This window comes from Mycobacterium hackensackense (assembly GCF_025822555.1).
GTDB lineage: Bacteria > Actinomycetota > Actinomycetes > Mycobacteriales > Mycobacteriaceae > Mycobacterium > Mycobacterium fluoranthenivorans.
The window spans coordinates 1944301-1958099 of record NZ_JACKUC010000030.1 but is presented as its reverse complement, the minus strand read 5'-3'; the positions used below and the strand labels follow the sequence as shown (position 1 = coordinate 1958099).

Annotated in this window: 17 protein-coding genes and 1 riboswitch; of the genes, 10 read left to right on the top strand and 7 right to left on the bottom strand. The window is 69.4% G+C overall.

Annotated features, from left to right (window positions below; translation table 11 throughout):
- Nucleotides 1-58 precede the first annotated feature (58 nt).
- Together H7J86_RS18990 and H7J86_RS18985 are read left to right on the top strand one after the other, a co-directional pair.
- Entirely contained in the window at nt 59-319 is a 261-nt protein-coding gene (locus H7J86_RS18990) for a DUF2530 domain-containing protein (protein WP_267292600.1), read from the top strand.
- Between the two features lie 14 nt (nt 320-333).
- Nucleotides 334-798, top strand: coding sequence for an SRPBCC family protein (locus H7J86_RS18985; protein WP_267292598.1), 465 nt, complete (start codon nt 334-336; stop codon nt 796-798).
- Here the strand turns inward: H7J86_RS18985 and H7J86_RS18980 are convergent.
- Nucleotides 795-1601, bottom strand: a complete 807-nt coding sequence (locus H7J86_RS18980; protein WP_090354620.1) for a DUF3027 domain-containing protein — start codon at nt 1599-1601, stop codon at nt 795-797. The two genes, H7J86_RS18985 and H7J86_RS18980, sit on opposite strands and share 4 nt — an antisense overlap.
- A gap of 151 nt (nt 1602-1752) precedes the next feature.
- On the opposite strand from H7J86_RS18980, the gene H7J86_RS18975 reads away from it, so the two are divergent.
- Nucleotides 1753-3336, top strand: a complete 1584-nt coding sequence (locus H7J86_RS18975; RefSeq protein ID WP_090354618.1) for an MFS transporter — start codon at nt 1753-1755, stop codon at nt 3334-3336.
- Nucleotides 3333-3821: a DUF2771 domain-containing protein gene (locus H7J86_RS18970; protein WP_187096973.1), complete on the top strand. Its 489-nt coding sequence runs from the start codon at nt 3333-3335 to the stop codon at nt 3819-3821. Before H7J86_RS18975 ends, H7J86_RS18970 begins: the two co-directional genes overlap by 4 nt.
- Here the strand turns inward: H7J86_RS18970 and H7J86_RS18965 are convergent.
- The gene (locus tag H7J86_RS18965) at nt 3818-4777 is read right to left on the bottom strand and encodes a glutathione S-transferase family protein (protein WP_267292596.1); all 960 of its coding nucleotides are present in this window, start codon (nt 4775-4777) and stop codon (nt 3818-3820) included. The two genes, H7J86_RS18970 and H7J86_RS18965, sit on opposite strands and share 4 nt — an antisense overlap.
- Nucleotides 4778-4895: 118 nt before the next feature.
- On the opposite strand from H7J86_RS18965, the gene H7J86_RS18960 reads away from it, so the two are divergent.
- The gene (locus tag H7J86_RS18960; RefSeq protein WP_267292594.1) at nt 4896-5771 is read left to right on the top strand and encodes an endonuclease domain-containing protein; all 876 of its coding nucleotides are present in this window, start codon (nt 4896-4898) and stop codon (nt 5769-5771) included.
- 33 nt (nt 5772-5804) lie between these two features.
- Here the strand turns inward: H7J86_RS18960 and H7J86_RS18955 are convergent, their stop codons facing one another.
- The gene (locus tag H7J86_RS18955; RefSeq protein ID WP_090354612.1) at nt 5805-6215 is read right to left on the bottom strand and encodes a cold-shock protein; all 411 of its coding nucleotides are present in this window, start codon (nt 6213-6215) and stop codon (nt 5805-5807) included.
- A 134-nt stretch (nt 6216-6349) separates the two neighbouring features.
- Here H7J86_RS18955 and H7J86_RS18950 point away from each other — a divergent pair, with 134 nt between their 5' ends.
- From H7J86_RS18950 to H7J86_RS18935, 4 genes are all read left to right on the top strand, one after another.
- Nucleotides 6350-6745 (top strand): YccF domain-containing protein, encoded by a 396-nt coding sequence (locus H7J86_RS18950; protein ID WP_090354610.1) that lies wholly within the window; start codon nt 6350-6352, stop codon nt 6743-6745.
- Nucleotides 6742-7791 carry a GTP 3',8-cyclase MoaA gene (moaA, locus tag H7J86_RS18945; RefSeq protein ID WP_090354609.1) on the top strand — a complete coding sequence of 350 codons (1050 nt, stop codon included), beginning with the start codon at nt 6742-6744 and terminating at the stop codon, nt 7789-7791. Before H7J86_RS18950 ends, moaA begins: the two co-directional genes overlap by 4 nt.
- Nucleotides 7792-7820: 29 nt before the next feature.
- On the top strand, nt 7821-8069 hold the full coding sequence (locus tag H7J86_RS18940; RefSeq protein ID WP_276065241.1) for a MoaD/ThiS family protein: 249 nt from the start codon (nt 7821-7823) through the stop codon (nt 8067-8069).
- A gap of 251 nt (nt 8070-8320) precedes the next feature.
- A riboswitch (cyclic di-AMP (ydaO/yuaA leader) is annotated at nt 8321-8491 on the top strand.
- A 9-nt stretch (nt 8492-8500) separates the two neighbouring features.
- The gene (locus tag H7J86_RS18935; protein WP_187096978.1) at nt 8501-9775 is read left to right on the top strand and encodes a transglycosylase family protein; all 1275 of its coding nucleotides are present in this window, start codon (nt 8501-8503) and stop codon (nt 9773-9775) included.
- 61 nt (nt 9776-9836) lie between these two features.
- Here the strand turns inward: H7J86_RS18935 and H7J86_RS18930 are convergent, their stop codons facing one another.
- Genes H7J86_RS18930 through H7J86_RS18915 form a run of 4 tightly spaced genes read right to left on the bottom strand, consistent with a single transcriptional unit; the run spans nt 9837 to nt 11408 of the window.
- The gene (locus tag H7J86_RS18930) at nt 9837-10265 is read right to left on the bottom strand and encodes a molybdenum cofactor biosynthesis protein MoaE (RefSeq protein WP_187096979.1); all 429 of its coding nucleotides are present in this window, start codon (nt 10263-10265) and stop codon (nt 9837-9839) included.
- On the bottom strand, nt 10255-10731 hold the full coding sequence (locus H7J86_RS18925) for a MogA/MoaB family molybdenum cofactor biosynthesis protein (RefSeq protein ID WP_267292590.1): 477 nt from the start codon (nt 10729-10731) through the stop codon (nt 10255-10257). The genes H7J86_RS18930 and H7J86_RS18925 overlap by 11 nt, the downstream gene beginning before the upstream one ends.
- A 13-nt stretch (nt 10732-10744) precedes the next feature.
- The gene (gene moaC, locus H7J86_RS18920; RefSeq protein ID WP_267292588.1) at nt 10745-11212 is read right to left on the bottom strand and encodes a cyclic pyranopterin monophosphate synthase MoaC; all 468 of its coding nucleotides are present in this window, start codon (nt 11210-11212) and stop codon (nt 10745-10747) included.
- A 4-nt stretch (nt 11213-11216) separates the two neighbouring features.
- Complete coding sequence (locus H7J86_RS18915; RefSeq protein WP_090354602.1) at nt 11217-11408, bottom strand: hypothetical protein; 192 nt, start codon at nt 11406-11408, stop codon at nt 11217-11219.
- Between the two features lie 84 nt (nt 11409-11492).
- On the opposite strand from H7J86_RS18915, the gene H7J86_RS18910 reads away from it, so the two are divergent.
- Nucleotides 11493-13766: a helicase-associated domain-containing protein gene (locus tag H7J86_RS18910; protein WP_267292586.1), complete on the top strand. Its 2274-nt coding sequence runs from the start codon at nt 11493-11495 to the stop codon at nt 13764-13766.
- Nucleotides 13767-13799: the final 33 nt, after the last annotated feature.

The following is a 13799-nucleotide window of genomic DNA, read 5'->3' as shown; positions in this document are numbered from 1 at the left end:
ATACCCAGAGGCCATCCGGGAAGTCGGGAGGCTACGTCGGGGACTACCTTGTGAGGCGATGGCAGAGAACACGGCCGACCCGATCGAACCGCCCGCGCTGCCGGCCAGGCTCCTCGAACCGGTGCCGGTCATCATCGCGATCGCGGCCGGCTGGCTGATCGCCGTGCTGCTGGCCTTCACCGTGCCCGCCCTGCACACCTGGCGGCCGATCACCCTCGCCGGGCTCGGCGTCGGAGTGCTCGGCACCTCGATCTTCCTGTGGCAGCTGCGCTCCGCCCGTCGCGGCGACCGCGGCGCGCAGCGCGGCCTCGTCAACTGAATCGAAGGAGCACAGTGCCGTCCAGACAGGGATCCCCGCTACTGCAGGCTCAGATCGACATCCAGGCCCCGGTGTCGCAGGTGTGGGCGCTGATCTCGGATCTGCGCCGGATGCCGAAGTGGAGCCCGCAGTGCCGCGCGATGTTGGTGCTCGGGCGCACCCGCGTCGGCGCCAAGGCGATCAACCTCAACCGCCGCAACAAGACGTTCTGGCCCACGACGTGCACCGTCACCGAGATCGTCCCGCAGCGCAAGCTGGCCTTCCGGGTCGACTTCAACGCCATGGTGTGGAGCTATGAGCTCGAACCGATCGAGGGCGGCACCCGGGTGGTGGAGACCCGCCGGGCACCCGAGGGCTTCAAGACGGTCCCCACCATGCTGGTCGACAAGATGATGGGCGGGGTGCCCAGCTTCGAGCAGGAACTCGTCGCCGGGATGAACGAATCGCTGCGGCGGATCAAGACCGCCGCGGAGCGTTAGGACCCGTCCGCGGGACGTTCCGCGACGTCCAGCACGCCGTCGTCGTACGGATCGAACAGCGGCGACCCGGTGCCGGCCGGAACCGGGGTGTCCGAGTGCGCGCCGCAGCCGTACTCGCCGTCGACCACCCGGCCGTCGGCGGACATCTCGTTCCCACAGACCCCGAACACGATGCCCAGCGAGCCGGCCAGAGGCAGATAGAACCCGCATTCGCGGCACACCCGCCGGGTGGCACGGGCCATCGCCGAATCGGGGCCGAACTCGCCGTCGTGCCAGCGCTGCGCCGCATCGAGCCTGCCCTCCAGGCTGAGCACCTGACGGCGGCCCAGGCCGACCTCGCCGGCCAGTTCGTCGAGTTCCTCGTCGCCGCTGGACAGATAGCCGGGCACCAGTCGCGGATCGTCGGCCGGTGGGGCCAGCAGGTCACCGGGGCTCAGATCGCCCGGGCGGACGCGCTCCTCCCACGGCACCCACTGCGGCGCCAGCAGCGCGGTGGGACCGGGCACCAGCACCACTTCGCTGATGGTGACGTGGTCGGCGCCGGGATACCCGGCCACCACGACCGCCCACTGCCAGCCCTGATAGCCGGTCAGCACGGCGAGAAAGCGGTGCGTCGCGGCGGCCGGGTCCTCGAATGCCGAGCCCAGATACTCGCCGACGGCGTCGGCCCCGCTGAACTCCTCGATCGCCGCGCGCGCGGCGTCGACCGCACCGAGCAGCAAGGCTTCGAGCGCAGGTGACCGTTCCGCCTGCGGCTCGACCTGTTCGGTGACTTCGGCGACCGTGTCCGTTCCTGTGTCCATCGATCGCAATTATTGCCTGACCATGCCCACCAGAGCCACACCGGTCGCCTTCCCACGGCAGCCGTCGCGGTAAGGGACAATCGAGGTCGTGCCTTCCCGGGACCCCAGATACCACCCACCGCGGCCGCCGTCGGACGGTGAGCACCCCGGCATGGCGAACTATCCGAGCGACGGTGGCGCAGGTTCCAACGGCCGGCGTCAGCACCCGCCGTCCGGGCCGAGCGCCAACAGGTGGCTGCCGCCGCTGGACGAGGACACCCCCCGGCGCCACACCGATCCACCGCCCCGGACCCGTTCGGGCGTCGGCGCGGCGGCAGGCGAGAAAGTGACCGTCACCCGCGCCGCCGCCCAGCGCAGCCGGGAAATGGGCAACAAGATGTACGACCTGGTGCACCGGGCCGCCACCGCCGACGGCGCCGACAAGTCCGGGCTGACGGCACTGACCTGGCCGGTGGTGGCCAGCTCGGCAGTGGACGCCGCGATGGCGGTGGCGCTGGCCAACACGCTGTTCTTCGCGGCGGCCTCCGGCGAGAGCAAGGGCAAGGTGGCGCTGTATCTGCTCATCACCATCGCCCCGTTCGCGGTGATCGCCCCGCTGATCGGTCCTGCGCTGGACCGACTGCAGCACGGTCGCCGGGTGGCACTGGCCATGTCGTTCGCGCTGCGCACCGTGCTCGCGGTGGTGTTGATCGCCAACTACGACGGCGCCACCGGCAGCTATCCCTCCTGGGTGCTGTACCCGTGCGCGCTGGGAATGATGGTGCTGTCCAAGAGTTTCTCGGTGCTGCGCAGTGCGGTGACCCCGCGGGTGCTGCCACCGACGATCGATCTGGTGCGGGTGAACTCCCGGCTCACCATGTTCAGCCTGCTGGGCGGGACGATGGCCGGCGGGGCGATCGCCGCCGGCGCCGAATACCTGCTCAACATGGCCGAACTGCCCGGCGCGCTGTACGTGCTGGTCACGGTCACCGTGGCCGGCGCAGTGCTGTCCATGCGGATTCCCAAATGGGTCGAGGTGACCGCCGGTGAGGTGCCGACCACCCTGAGCTACCACGGTGGCGGCACCGAGGCGTTGCGCCGGCCGGCGACGCAACGGCAGCCCTTGGGCCGCAACATCATCACCTCACTGTGGGGCAACTGCACCATCAAGGCGATGGTCGGATTCCTGTTCCTCTATCCGGCGTTCGTGGCGAAATCGCACGGCGACGGTGGTTGGGAGCAGCTGCGCATCCTCGGGCTGATCGGCGCGGCGGCCGGAATCGGTAACTTCGTCGGGAACTTCACCGCGGCCCGGCTCAAACTCGGCAGGCCCTCGCTTCTGGTGACCCGGGCCGCCATCGCGGTCACCGTCATGGCCCTGGCCGCCGCCGTGTTCGGGAATCTCCTGGTGGCCGCCCTCGCCACCCTGGTGACCTCGGGCGCCAGCGCGATCGCGAAGGCATCGCTGGATGCGTCCCTTCAGGACGATCTGCCGGAGAAGTCGCGGGCATCGGCGTTCGGCCGCTCGGAATCACTGTTGCAGCTGGCCTGGGTGCTCGGCGGGGCGACCGGGGTGCTCATCTATCCGCAGCTGTGGATCGGGTTCACTACGATCACCGCCGTGCTGATTATCGGTTTGGCCCAGACACTGGTGAGCTACAACGGCGGATCCCTGATACCCGGCTTCGGCGGCAACCGCCCGGTGCTCGCCGCAACCGAAGGCGGCCCGGTGGCCGCTTCGTCGGGACGCCGATGAAGCGCGTACTCGCTGCCCTGTTGGCGGTGGCGCTGTTGGCGTCGGCGGGCACCGGACTGCTGGTGTGGCAGCTGAGCCGGCACGACGGCACCGGGCTTCCGGAGATCAGCGCCTACTCGCACGGCGAGTCGGTGCGCGTCGGCCCCTACCGGTATTGCCAGGTGCTCGATCTGGACAACTGCGAAATTCCGCAGACCACAGGTAGTTTGGCGGTGAACTCGCGCAACCCGCTGCAGCTGTCGGTGCCCTCGGCGATCGCGCGGGCGCCCTGGTGGCTGATCCGCGCCTACGAAGACGCGCCGTCGCCGGTCGTCTCGGAATTCCGGCCGGGCACCACCTTGGCGGTCACCATCCCCACCGTCGACGCGCGATTCGGCAAGCTCACCGGGATCGCGGTCCAGGTGCCCACCCTGGTGCGCGATGAGGCGGGCAACGAGTTCCCGCTGCCGCACGCCGAGTGGTCGGTGCGCACCGTCTGGAACTAGACCGGCGGGGTCCCGTCACCAAAAGGTCTGCCGCCCAGGACTTCCCGACCGTGCGGCGTGTTCCAGCCGGACAGCTCGGGCCCCTTCGGGACGATCTGGGTGGGGTTGATGTCCTTGTGCACGACGTAGTAGTGCTTCTTGATCTGATCGAAGTCGATGGTGTCGCCGAAACCGGGCGTCTGGAACAGGTCGCGGGCGTACGCCCACAGCACCGGCATCTCGGTCAGCTTGGACCTGTTGCACTTGAAATGCCCGTGGTAGACGGGATCGAAGCGGGCCAGCGTGGTGAACAACCGGACGTCCGCCTCGGTCAGCGTGTCACCCACCAGATACCTTTGCGCGCTTAATCTTTCGGATACCCAATCCAATGCGGTGAACAGCCGGTCATAGGCGGCGTCGTACGCCTGCTGGGAGCCGGCGAAGCCACACCGGTACACGCCGTTGTTGATCTCGGTATAGATGCGCCTCGCGACGTCGTCGATCTCGTCACGCAACGGTTCCGGATACAGTTGCGGCGCCCCGGCCCGGTGGTAGGCGGTCCACTCGGTGGAGAAGTCCAGGGTGATCTGGGCGAAATCGTTGGTCACGACGGCGCCGGTCGGCACGTCCACGATCGCCGGCACCGTGATGCCCTTGGGGTAGTTCGGGTCACGCTTGAAGTACGCGTCCTGCAGGCGTGGGATCTGCAGTACCGGGTCGACTCCGCCGGGATCCAGATCGAAGGTCCAGCTGCGCTCATCGTGGGTGGGCCCGCAGTAGCCGATGGACAAGGCGTCCTCCAGCCCCAGCAGGCGCCGCACGATGATGGCGCGGTTGGCCCACGGGCACGCCCGCGCCACGATCAGCCGGTAGCGTCCCGGCTCCACCGGGAAACCGTCGCGGCCGTCCGCGGTGATGCGGGTGGTGATGTAGTTGGTGTCGCGGTTGAACTCCCCTTGCGGGCTGACGTAGGCCATGGCCCCAGTGTTCCCCGTCGAGCGTCGAAAACACGTCGGCCATCCACAAATTTGTCGACAAGAAGTCGACGCTCGGTGATGCACGGAACCGCGTGGGGCCCCGGAGGGTCCAATAAGTGTGGACGTTCTGGCGTGGCCCTTCCTCGGCTCGGAGGCGCGCGCCGCCGGCCTGGTGACCGATCACCGCCTGCGGACCGCCTACGTCGCCGTCCACCGCAATGTCTATGTGCCACGCGATGTCGCACTCGATGCCAAGGACAAGGCTGTGGCGGCATGGTTGTGGTCGGGCCGGCGGGGCGTCGTGGCCGGGCTCTCGGCGGCCGCGCTGCTCGGCTCCCGCTGGATCGACGGACACCTGCCCGCCGAGCTGAACAGGCCGTCGCGCGACAAGGCCAACGGGATCGTGCTGCACAGCGACGCGTTGGCGCCCGGCGAGGTCACGCGAATCCGCGGTATCGCAGTCACCACGCCGGCACGGACGGTCTACGACCTGGGCAGGGCCACGGACCTCCACACCGCCGTCATCCGCATCGACGCCCTTCGTCATGCGACCGGCGTCCACATGGCACAGATCAATGCCGTCATCGCCCGCCATCCGGGCGCCCGGTGGGTGCGTCGGTTACGGCGAGCCGTTGAACTCAGCGACGGCGGCGCCGAATCTCCGCAGGAGACGCGGACCCGACTGCTTCTCGTGGCGCATGGACTGCCGCCCCTGACGACACAGATCGAGGTGCGCGCTGCCTACGGTTTCGTCGCCCGGCTCGATATGGGCTGGCCCGCCTATCGGGTGGCCGTCGAATTCGACGGAGCCCAGCACTGGACCGACCCGCGCCAGCGCAGTCACGATATCGATCGCATGGCCGAACTGACCGCACTGGGTTGGAGCGTGGTGCGCGTCAGCGGGGAGATGCTGCGCGACCGACCTCACGTGATCGTGCAACGCGTGAGCGCAGCGCTACGCGAACGTGGACTTGTCGTCGAAAAAACCCGCTAAGAGCGACGAAAACTCGACGTTCGCGGAGGAGAACTACGCGTCGAGTTCGCGGGCGACGGCCTTGACGACTTCGGACACCCGGCGGGCGACCTTACGGTCGGGGTACTTACCCTTGCGCAGCTCGGGCTGGATGGTGCTCTCCAGCAGGGTGATGAGGTCACCGACCATGCCGTGCAGTTCGTCGGGGGTGTGCTTGTGCTCGACGGTGACCGCCTCGCGGCGCGTCTTGGCCAGGCTCGGCGGCGGGTCGATCAGCTTGACCTGCAGCGCCTGCGGGCCGCGGCGACCGGCAGCAAGCCCGAACTCGACCTTCTGCCCGGCCTTGAGACCCTCGACACCCGCGGGCAGCGCCGAAGACCGGACATAGACGTCCTCGCCGTCCTCCTGGGACAGGAAGCCGAAGCCCTTCTCGGCGTCGTACCACTTAACCTTGCCCGTCGGCACCGCTGTTCACCCGCTCGTCTCTAGATCACATAAGTAATGCGTCCCGCCTGCGCAGGACGCAATGTTAGGAGGATCTTATCCAATTCTCGGGTCGCCGCGCTCATGGGTAGTCTGATGTGACCGCTGGAGGAGACATGCGCCTGATCCTGAATATCATCTGGTTGATCTTCGGTGGGTTGTGGCTGGCCCTCGGCTACCTGCTGGCCGCCATCATCTGTTTCGTCCTCATCATCACGATCCCGTTCGGGTTCGCTTCGCTGCGTATCGCGCTGTACGCACTATGGCCGTTCGGGTACACCGTCGTCGACAAACCTGGCGTGCGCCCCGGCGCCCTGATCGGCAACATCATCTGGATCATCGTGGCCGGAATCTGGTTGGCCATCGGGCATCTGGTGAGCGCCGTTGCCATGGCCATCACCATCATCGGTATCCCGCTGGCGCTGGCCAATCTCAAGATGATCCCCGTGTCGCTGATGCCACTGGGCAAGGAGATCGTGCCGGTCGACGAAGCACGACGGGTGACCGGATGACGCTGACCGATCTGGGCGTGCCCGCCCTCCGCATCAGCCGCCCGGCACCCACCGCGGGCCCACTGATCGACACCTTCGGCCGCGTCGCCACCGACCTGCGCGTATCGCTGACCGACCGCTGCAATCTGCGCTGCACCTACTGCATGCCGGCCGAGGGACTGGACTGGCTGCCGGGCAGTCAGCTGCTCAGCGCCGCCGAACTGAGCCGTCTGCTGCGGATCGGCATCACCCGGCTGGGCATCACCAACGTCCGGTTCACCGGGGGCGAGCCGCTGGTCTCACGAAATCTGGAAGAGGTCATCGCCGCGGCTGCGGCCCTGCGGCCCCGCCCCCAGATCGCGATGACGACGAACGGGATCGGACTGGCCGCCCGGGCCGCCGGGCTGAAGCGGGCCGGCCTGGACCGGGTCAACGTCTCCCTGGACACCGTCGACCCGACGCACTTCGCCCAGATCACCCGCCGCGACCGCCTCGATGACGTGCTGGCCGGGCTGGCCGGCGCCGCGGCAGCCGGGCTGGCCCCGGTCAAGGTCAATGCCGTGCTGGACCCGCGGACCGGTCTCGACGATGTGGTGCCGCTGCTGCGCTTCTGCCTGGAGCACGAATATCAGCTGCGGATCATCGAGCAGATGCCGCTGGACGCGGGCCATGAGTGGAGCCGGGACCGGGCGATCGGCGCCGACGCGGTGCTGGACACGTTGCGCCGGTACTTCGACCTCCGGCCGGATCCGGCCCCGCGGGGTTCGGCGCCGGCCGCTCTGTGGCGCGTCAACGGCAGTGCGGCCACCGTCGGGATCATCGCGTCGGTCTCGGAGGCTTTCTGCGGGGCCTGCGACCGGACCCGGCTGACGGCCGACGGTCAGATCCGCAACTGCCTGTTCTCGACCGCCGAGACCGATCTGCGCGGACTGCTCCGCGGGGGTGCCGGTGACGAGGAGATCGAGACCGCGTGGCGGCAGGCGATGTGGGTCAAGGCGGCCGGGCACGGCATCAACGACCCCAGTTTCGTCCAGCCGTCGCGGCCGATGAGCGCGATCGGCGGCTAGCCGTGACACCGTCCGCTGACGGCTCACCGATGACGGTCACCGTGCGATATTTCGCCGCCGCACGGGCCGCTGCCGGAATCGAGACCGAAACGTTGCAGCTGCAAAAAGAATTGACGCTCGCAGCTCTCGTACAGCAACTCTCGTCCCGGAGTCCAGAGTTGGCCAAAGTGCTGGCACGCTGCTCTTTCCTGTGCGACGAGGTCGCCGTGCGCGATCTCGAACGGCCGCTCCGAACAAACCAAACCGTCGATGTGTTACCCCCGTTCGCGGGCGGATAGTCGTGATTTGCGTCACATAACGAAACGGTCACAACGAGGCCAACCCGAGGTTCTGCGCCGAAAACACCTGCGAAAACGCCCGAGCGGCCTGCGCCTTTAAAGTCCTCATAAGATTTGCTGCCTGTGAAAACGCCGAAAACGCATCGAAGTGACGCATGCCCGGCGAACCGATACCGTCTTGTCCCAAGCCATTTGACCTATATCGAGTGGCCCGCTGTGCCCACTACGCCGAGCTCCATCCACCGGGCACTGCCACCAACGAACCAAACCTTGGATGGAGGCGGGGGACCCACCGGTCCGCCGAAAGCAGACCAGGGCTCCCGAGCCCTTGGGGTGAAGCCGGCGTCGGAAACGACGCAGGCCGGACAACCTCTCCAGTCCGAACCCGACAGCTGACCTCGCAGGCGTTCACGAGAGGACTGTCTTTACGTATGAGTGGACGGCACCGTAAGCCCACGTCAACCTCAGTCAGCGTTGCCAAGATCGCCGTCACCGGCGCTGTTCTCGGTGGCGGGAGCCTCGCCCTTGCCGGCCATGCCGGTGCCGCCACAGACGGTGAATGGGACCAGGTCGCCCGCTGCGAATCCGGCGGCAACTGGGCCATCAACACCGGCAACGGCTACCAGGGCGGCCTGCAGTTCTCGCCGGGCACCTGGTCCGGCCACGGCGGCGGTGAGTACGCCCCGGCCGCCCATATGGCCACCAAGGACGAGCAGATCGCGGTCGCCGAGCGCGTGCTCGCCACCCAGGGCAAGGGTGCCTGGCCCGTCTGCGGACGCGGCCTGTCCGCCTCGACGCCGCGCAACGTGCTCGCCGAGCCCGCTCCCCCGCAGGCACTGGACAACCCTCTCGTCAACGGTGAGCTGCCGCCGCCGCCCGCGCCTGAGCCGGCCCCCTTCGACGCGCTCGCCGCGCCGCTGCCCGACGCTCCTCCTCCGCCGCCCGCGCCCGAACCGCTGCCGCCGGCCCCCGACGTCATCCCCGCCGTCCCCGTCGATGCGGTGAGCCCCGCGCCGGCCGATCTGCCGCCCGCACCGCTCGATGCGCCTGCACCTGCACCCGTCGACGCCGCACCGCTGGACGCGCCGGCCCCGCCGGCACCTGCCCCAGCCCCGGCCGACATCGTCAACGTCGACAATGTGGTTCCCGCTCCGGCACCGGTCGATCCTGCCGCGCAGCCGGCGATCCAGGCCGCCAGCTGGGATGCCGCACCGGCACCTGCCGATCAGCCTCAGGTGTGGGCACTGCACGGCGCCCCGATGCCGCTCGACCCGGTCCTGCCGGCACCGGCCCCCGCCCCGGCGCCCGCGCCCGCTCCGGTCGCTGCGCCCGATCCGCTGGCCCCGCTCGGTGCCGTCAATGTCCCGCAGCCGGCCTATGACGTCGCCAACCAGGCGATCTCGGGTCAGCTTCCGGTGCCGGCCGAGGGGGTGCCGCACCTGATCAGCCCGGACAACCTGCCGCCGGGATCGACCATGGATCCCAACGCCGACGGCAACGAGAGCCCCAATGTCAGCTACCTGCGGCAGCTGTGGCACGCCGTGCAGAACCAGGACATCACCGGTAAGGACGCACTGATCGCGATCACCACACAGCGGTCGATGAACAGCCCGATCCCGGACGAGATCCCGGCCCCGCCGAACGCCCCGGCGCCGGCGGCACCCGCCCCGGCCGATCCGGCGCCCGCGGTCCTGCCGACGCCCTGACGACGCTTTCACGACAATGGCTGTATTCCGCTGAGGAATACAGCCATTCGTCGTTCCGGGCTCAGGCCGAGTTGACCCACTCGTCGGTCCCGTCGCCGAAGAACTGGTGCTTCCACACCGGCAGCCGGGCCTTCACGCGGTCCACCAGCAGCGCACACGTCTGGAACGCGGCGCCCCGATGGTCGGCGGCGACGGCGACGGTCAACGCCGCATCGCCGATGTGCAGCACACCGATGCGATGGCTCACCGCGACCGCCCGCACCCCCTGGGCCGCGCCGGCCACCTCTTCGACCACCTCGGTCAGCGTCTGCAGGGCCGACGGGTGCGCGGAATACTCCAGCCGGGTGACCGAGCGACCGCCGTCGTGATCGCGCACCACACCGGAGAAGCCCACCACCGCCCCGGCCGCCTCATGGGCGACCAGTGCCTCGTGTTCAGGCAGTGAGATCAGGTCCTCGGTCAGCGCGATGCGCACGACCTCAGCCGACATGGTCACCACCGCGCAGTTGGTCCAGGGCGTGCTCCAGAACGCCGTCGAGCACGCCGAGACCGTCCTTCACGCCACCGGTGGAACCTGGCAGGTTGATGATCAGGACCCCGTCGCGCACACCGCACACACCCCGGGAGAGCACCGAGGTCGGCACGTGCGGCAGTCCGGACCGGCGGATGGCGTCGGCCAGGCCGGGGATCTCGTAATCGACGATGTTCGCCGTGGCATCGGCGGTGCGGTCGGTCGGCGAGATGCCGGTGCCCCCGGAGGTGAGCACCACGTCGACGCGCGCCCCGACCGCGGCGAACAGGGCGCGGCTGACCGCGACCCCGTCGGCGACCACCACGGGCGGCGGAACCTCGAATCCACGGGCGGTGAGCCAGTCCACGATCACCGGTCCGCTGCGGTCCTCGTAGACGCCGGCGGACGCGCGGGTGGACGCGACGATGACCTGGGCCGTTCTCATCGTGTCGCCGTCGTCATCGAGTCCACGTACCCGTCTTGCCGCCCTCTTTGTGCACCACCTGAATCCCGTCGATGCGGGCGACCCGGTCGACGGCCTTGATCATGTCGTACAGGGTCAGCGCGGCCACGCTCACCGCGGTCAGCGCTTCCATCTCGACGCCGGTGCGGTCGGTGGTGCGGACGGTGGCGGTGATGGTCACCTCGGTGCTGCCGATGGTGAAGTCGACGTCCACACCGGTGAGGGCCAGCTGGTGGCACAGCGGGATCAGGTCACTGGTGCGTTTGGCGGCGAGAATGCCGGCGACCCGGGCCGTGGCCAGGGCGTCACCCTTGGGCAGTCCGCCGCCGGCGATGAGCTCGATGACATCGGCACGGGTCTGCACCGTGCCGATGGCCACGGCGGTGCGCTTCGTCGCATCCTTGGCCGTGACGTCGACCATGTGGGCGGCGCCCGACTCGTCGAGGTGCGAGAGCCCGCTCACCTGACTACTTGTTGATGACGGTGACCGAGTGCAAAAACGGCAGATCCTCGGCCGGCAGCGGGAAGGTCACATCGCCGAACGGCGAGAGGGCGCCCACGCGGTCGGTGGCGAGCTCACTGACGGCGTGCTCACCGTCGGCAACCTCGGGCCAGCCATTGTCGACGTACTGGTTCTTCTTGTCAGCCACGACTGCCATTGTGGCAGGTACTGCGCGCCGGAGCGAGACCGGTGGCCGTCTCACCGCTCGGCCCCGTAGGAAGCTGCTTTACGCTGGTCAGCGATGAGCCAACACGGAGGGACCGGGGGATCGATGCCGACCGTGCCCCTGGGTGTCTGGTTGGCCGACCTTCCCGACGACCGTCTGATTCGTCTGCTGGAGTTGCGACCCGACCTCACCCAGCCGCCACCGGGCACGATCGCGGCGCTCGCGGCCCGCGCCCAGGCCCGCCAGTCGGTCAAAGCCGCCACCGACGCGCTGGATTTCCTGCATCTGGCGGTGCTCGACGCGATGCTCGCACTGCAGGCCGACGCCGGACCGGTCCGACCCGAGGCGGTCGTGGAGTTCCTCGGCTCCCGGGCCAACGCCAACGAGGTGCAGGCCGCGCTGACCGACCTCACGGACCGCGCGCTGGTGTGGGGCACGGACGCCCTGCGCGTGACGCCCGAGGTGGCCTCCGGTCTGCCGTGGTTTCCCGGACAGGCCAGCCAGGCCGAGCCCGATCTGGATCCGGCGACGATCACGGCACTGCTGGCCGGTGTCGACGAACCCCAGCGCGAGCTGCTGGTCCGGTTGTCGGAGGGCTCGCCGGTGGGGCGCACCCGCGACGCGGCGCCCGGCACGCCCGCCGACCGGCCGGTGCAACGCCTCCTCGCCGCCGGGCTGCTGCACCGCATCGACACCGACACGGTGATCCTGCCCCGGCTGGTCGCCCAGGTGCTGCGCGGCGAACTGCCAGGTCCGGTCGGGCTGCACCGCCCGGATCCCACCGTGCACAAGACCAAGCAGGCCGACGCCGACTCGGTGGCCGCCGGCGCGGCGATCGATCTGCTCCGCGAGATCGACCTGGTGCTCGAAACACTCTCGGCCACACCGATTTCCGAGCTGCGGGCCGGCGGTCTCGGGGTACGCGACGTCAAACGGCTGACCAAGCTGACGGGTATCGACGAACAGCGACTGGGGCTGATCCTCGACATCGCGGCCGGGGCGGGCCTGATCGCCTCCGGAGTACCCGATCCACTTCCGCCGGACGGCAGCGCCCCGTACTGGGCCCCGACGGTGGCCGCCGACCGTTTCGTGGAAGCCACCACCGCCACCCGCTGGCAGTTGATCGCCGCCACCTGGCTGGACCTACCGTCGAGGCCGGGGCTGGTGGGCACCCGCGGTCCGGACGGCAAACCCTACGGTGCGCTCTCCGATGCGTTGTACTCCACCGCGGCACCACTGGATCGACGGCTGCTCCTGGCCACCCTGGCCGAGCTGAAGCCGGGTGCCGGGGTGGACGCCGCCTCGGCGGCCGGCGCCATGATCTGGCACCGTCCGCGCTGGGGTGCCCGGCTGCAGCTCGAGCCGGTCACCGACCTGCTGCGCGAGGCGCATGCGGTGGGCGTGGTGGGGCGCGGTGCCATCGCCACCCCGGCGCGGGTGCTGCTCGCCGGCGGCACCGACGACGAGGTCGTCGCCGCGATGGACAAGGCGCTGCCCGCACCGCTCGACCACTTCCTGCTGCAGGCCGATCTCACGGTGGTGGTGCCCGGCCCGCTGCAACGGGACCTGGCCGAGCAACTGGGCGCGGTGGCCACCGTCGAATCGGCGGGCGCGGCGATGGTGTACCGGATCAGCGAGGCGTCCATCCGGCACGCCCTGGACTCCGGGCGTACCGCCAGCGAGCTGCACGCGTTCTTCGAACGGCATTCGAAAACTCCTGTGCCCCAAGGTTTGACCTACCTGATCGACGATGTGGCCCGCCGGCACGGGCAGCTTCGGGTCGGGATGGCCGCATCCTTCGTGCGGTGTGAGGACCCCGCGCTGCTGGCCCAGGCGGTGGCCAGCCCGGCCACCGAGTCACTGGAAATGCGCGTGCTGGCGCCGACGGTGGCGGTCTCGCAGGCACAGATCGGCGATGTGCTGGCGGTCCTGCGCACCGCCGGCTTCGTTCCGGCGGCCGAGGATTCCTCCGGTGCCGTCGTCGATATCAGCGTCCGCGGCGCCAGGGTGCCCGTGCAGGGGCGGCGCCGGACGTATCGACCGCTGAGCGCACCCGCGGCGCAGACGCTCGCCGCGATCGTCGCCGTGCTGCGCAAGGTGTCCACCGCGCCTGCCGCGGGGCAGCGTCTGGACCCCGCCGGGTTGATCGCGCAGCTGCAGCAGGCCGCGCTCAACCAGCAGCCGGTGGTGATGGGTTATGTCGACCCGGCCGGGGTGGCGACCCAGCGGGTGGTCGAGCCGATCAACATCCGCGGCGGCCAGCTGACCGCCTTCGATCCGGCCGCCGGACGGGTCCGCGAGTTCGCGATCCATCGCGTGACGTCCGTGGTGTCGGCAGACCCTGGATAATGGACGGGATGATCTCCGCGCATGAAGGCCGCT

Excerpts from the sequence above, each read along its gene's own strand:
- moaA (WP_090354609.1), top strand. The coding sequence starts at position 6,742 with ATGACGCTGACCGATCTGGGCGTGCCCGCCCTCCGCATCAGCCGCCCG.
- H7J86_RS18910 (WP_267292586.1), top strand. The coding sequence starts at position 11,493 with ATGAGCCAACACGGAGGGACCGGGGGATCGATGCCGACCGTGCCCCTG.
- H7J86_RS18990 (WP_267292600.1), top strand. The coding sequence starts at position 59 with ATGGCAGAGAACACGGCCGACCCGATCGAACCGCCCGCGCTGCCGGCC.
- H7J86_RS18935 (WP_187096978.1), top strand. The coding sequence starts at position 8,501 with ATGAGTGGACGGCACCGTAAGCCCACGTCAACCTCAGTCAGCGTTGCC.
- H7J86_RS18975 (WP_090354618.1), top strand. The coding sequence starts at position 1,753 with ATGGCGAACTATCCGAGCGACGGTGGCGCAGGTTCCAACGGCCGGCGT.
- H7J86_RS18930 (WP_187096979.1), bottom strand. The coding sequence starts at position 10,265 with ATGTCGGCTGAGGTCGTGCGCATCGCGCTGACCGAGGACCTGATCTCA.
- H7J86_RS18965 (WP_267292596.1), bottom strand. The coding sequence starts at position 4,777 with ATGGCCTACGTCAGCCCGCAAGGGGAGTTCAACCGCGACACCAACTAC.
- H7J86_RS18950 (WP_090354610.1), top strand. The coding sequence starts at position 6,350 with ATGCGCCTGATCCTGAATATCATCTGGTTGATCTTCGGTGGGTTGTGG.
- H7J86_RS18980 (WP_090354620.1), bottom strand. The coding sequence starts at position 1,601 with ATGGACACAGGAACGGACACGGTCGCCGAAGTCACCGAACAGGTCGAG.
- H7J86_RS18915 (WP_090354602.1), bottom strand. The coding sequence starts at position 11,408 with ATGGCAGTCGTGGCTGACAAGAAGAACCAGTACGTCGACAATGGCTGG.
- H7J86_RS18925 (WP_267292590.1), bottom strand. The coding sequence starts at position 10,731 with ATGAGAACGGCCCAGGTCATCGTCGCGTCCACCCGCGCGTCCGCCGGC.
- H7J86_RS18940 (WP_276065241.1), top strand. The coding sequence starts at position 7,821 with ATGACGGTCACCGTGCGATATTTCGCCGCCGCACGGGCCGCTGCCGGA.
- H7J86_RS18970 (WP_187096973.1), top strand. The coding sequence starts at position 3,333 with ATGAAGCGCGTACTCGCTGCCCTGTTGGCGGTGGCGCTGTTGGCGTCG.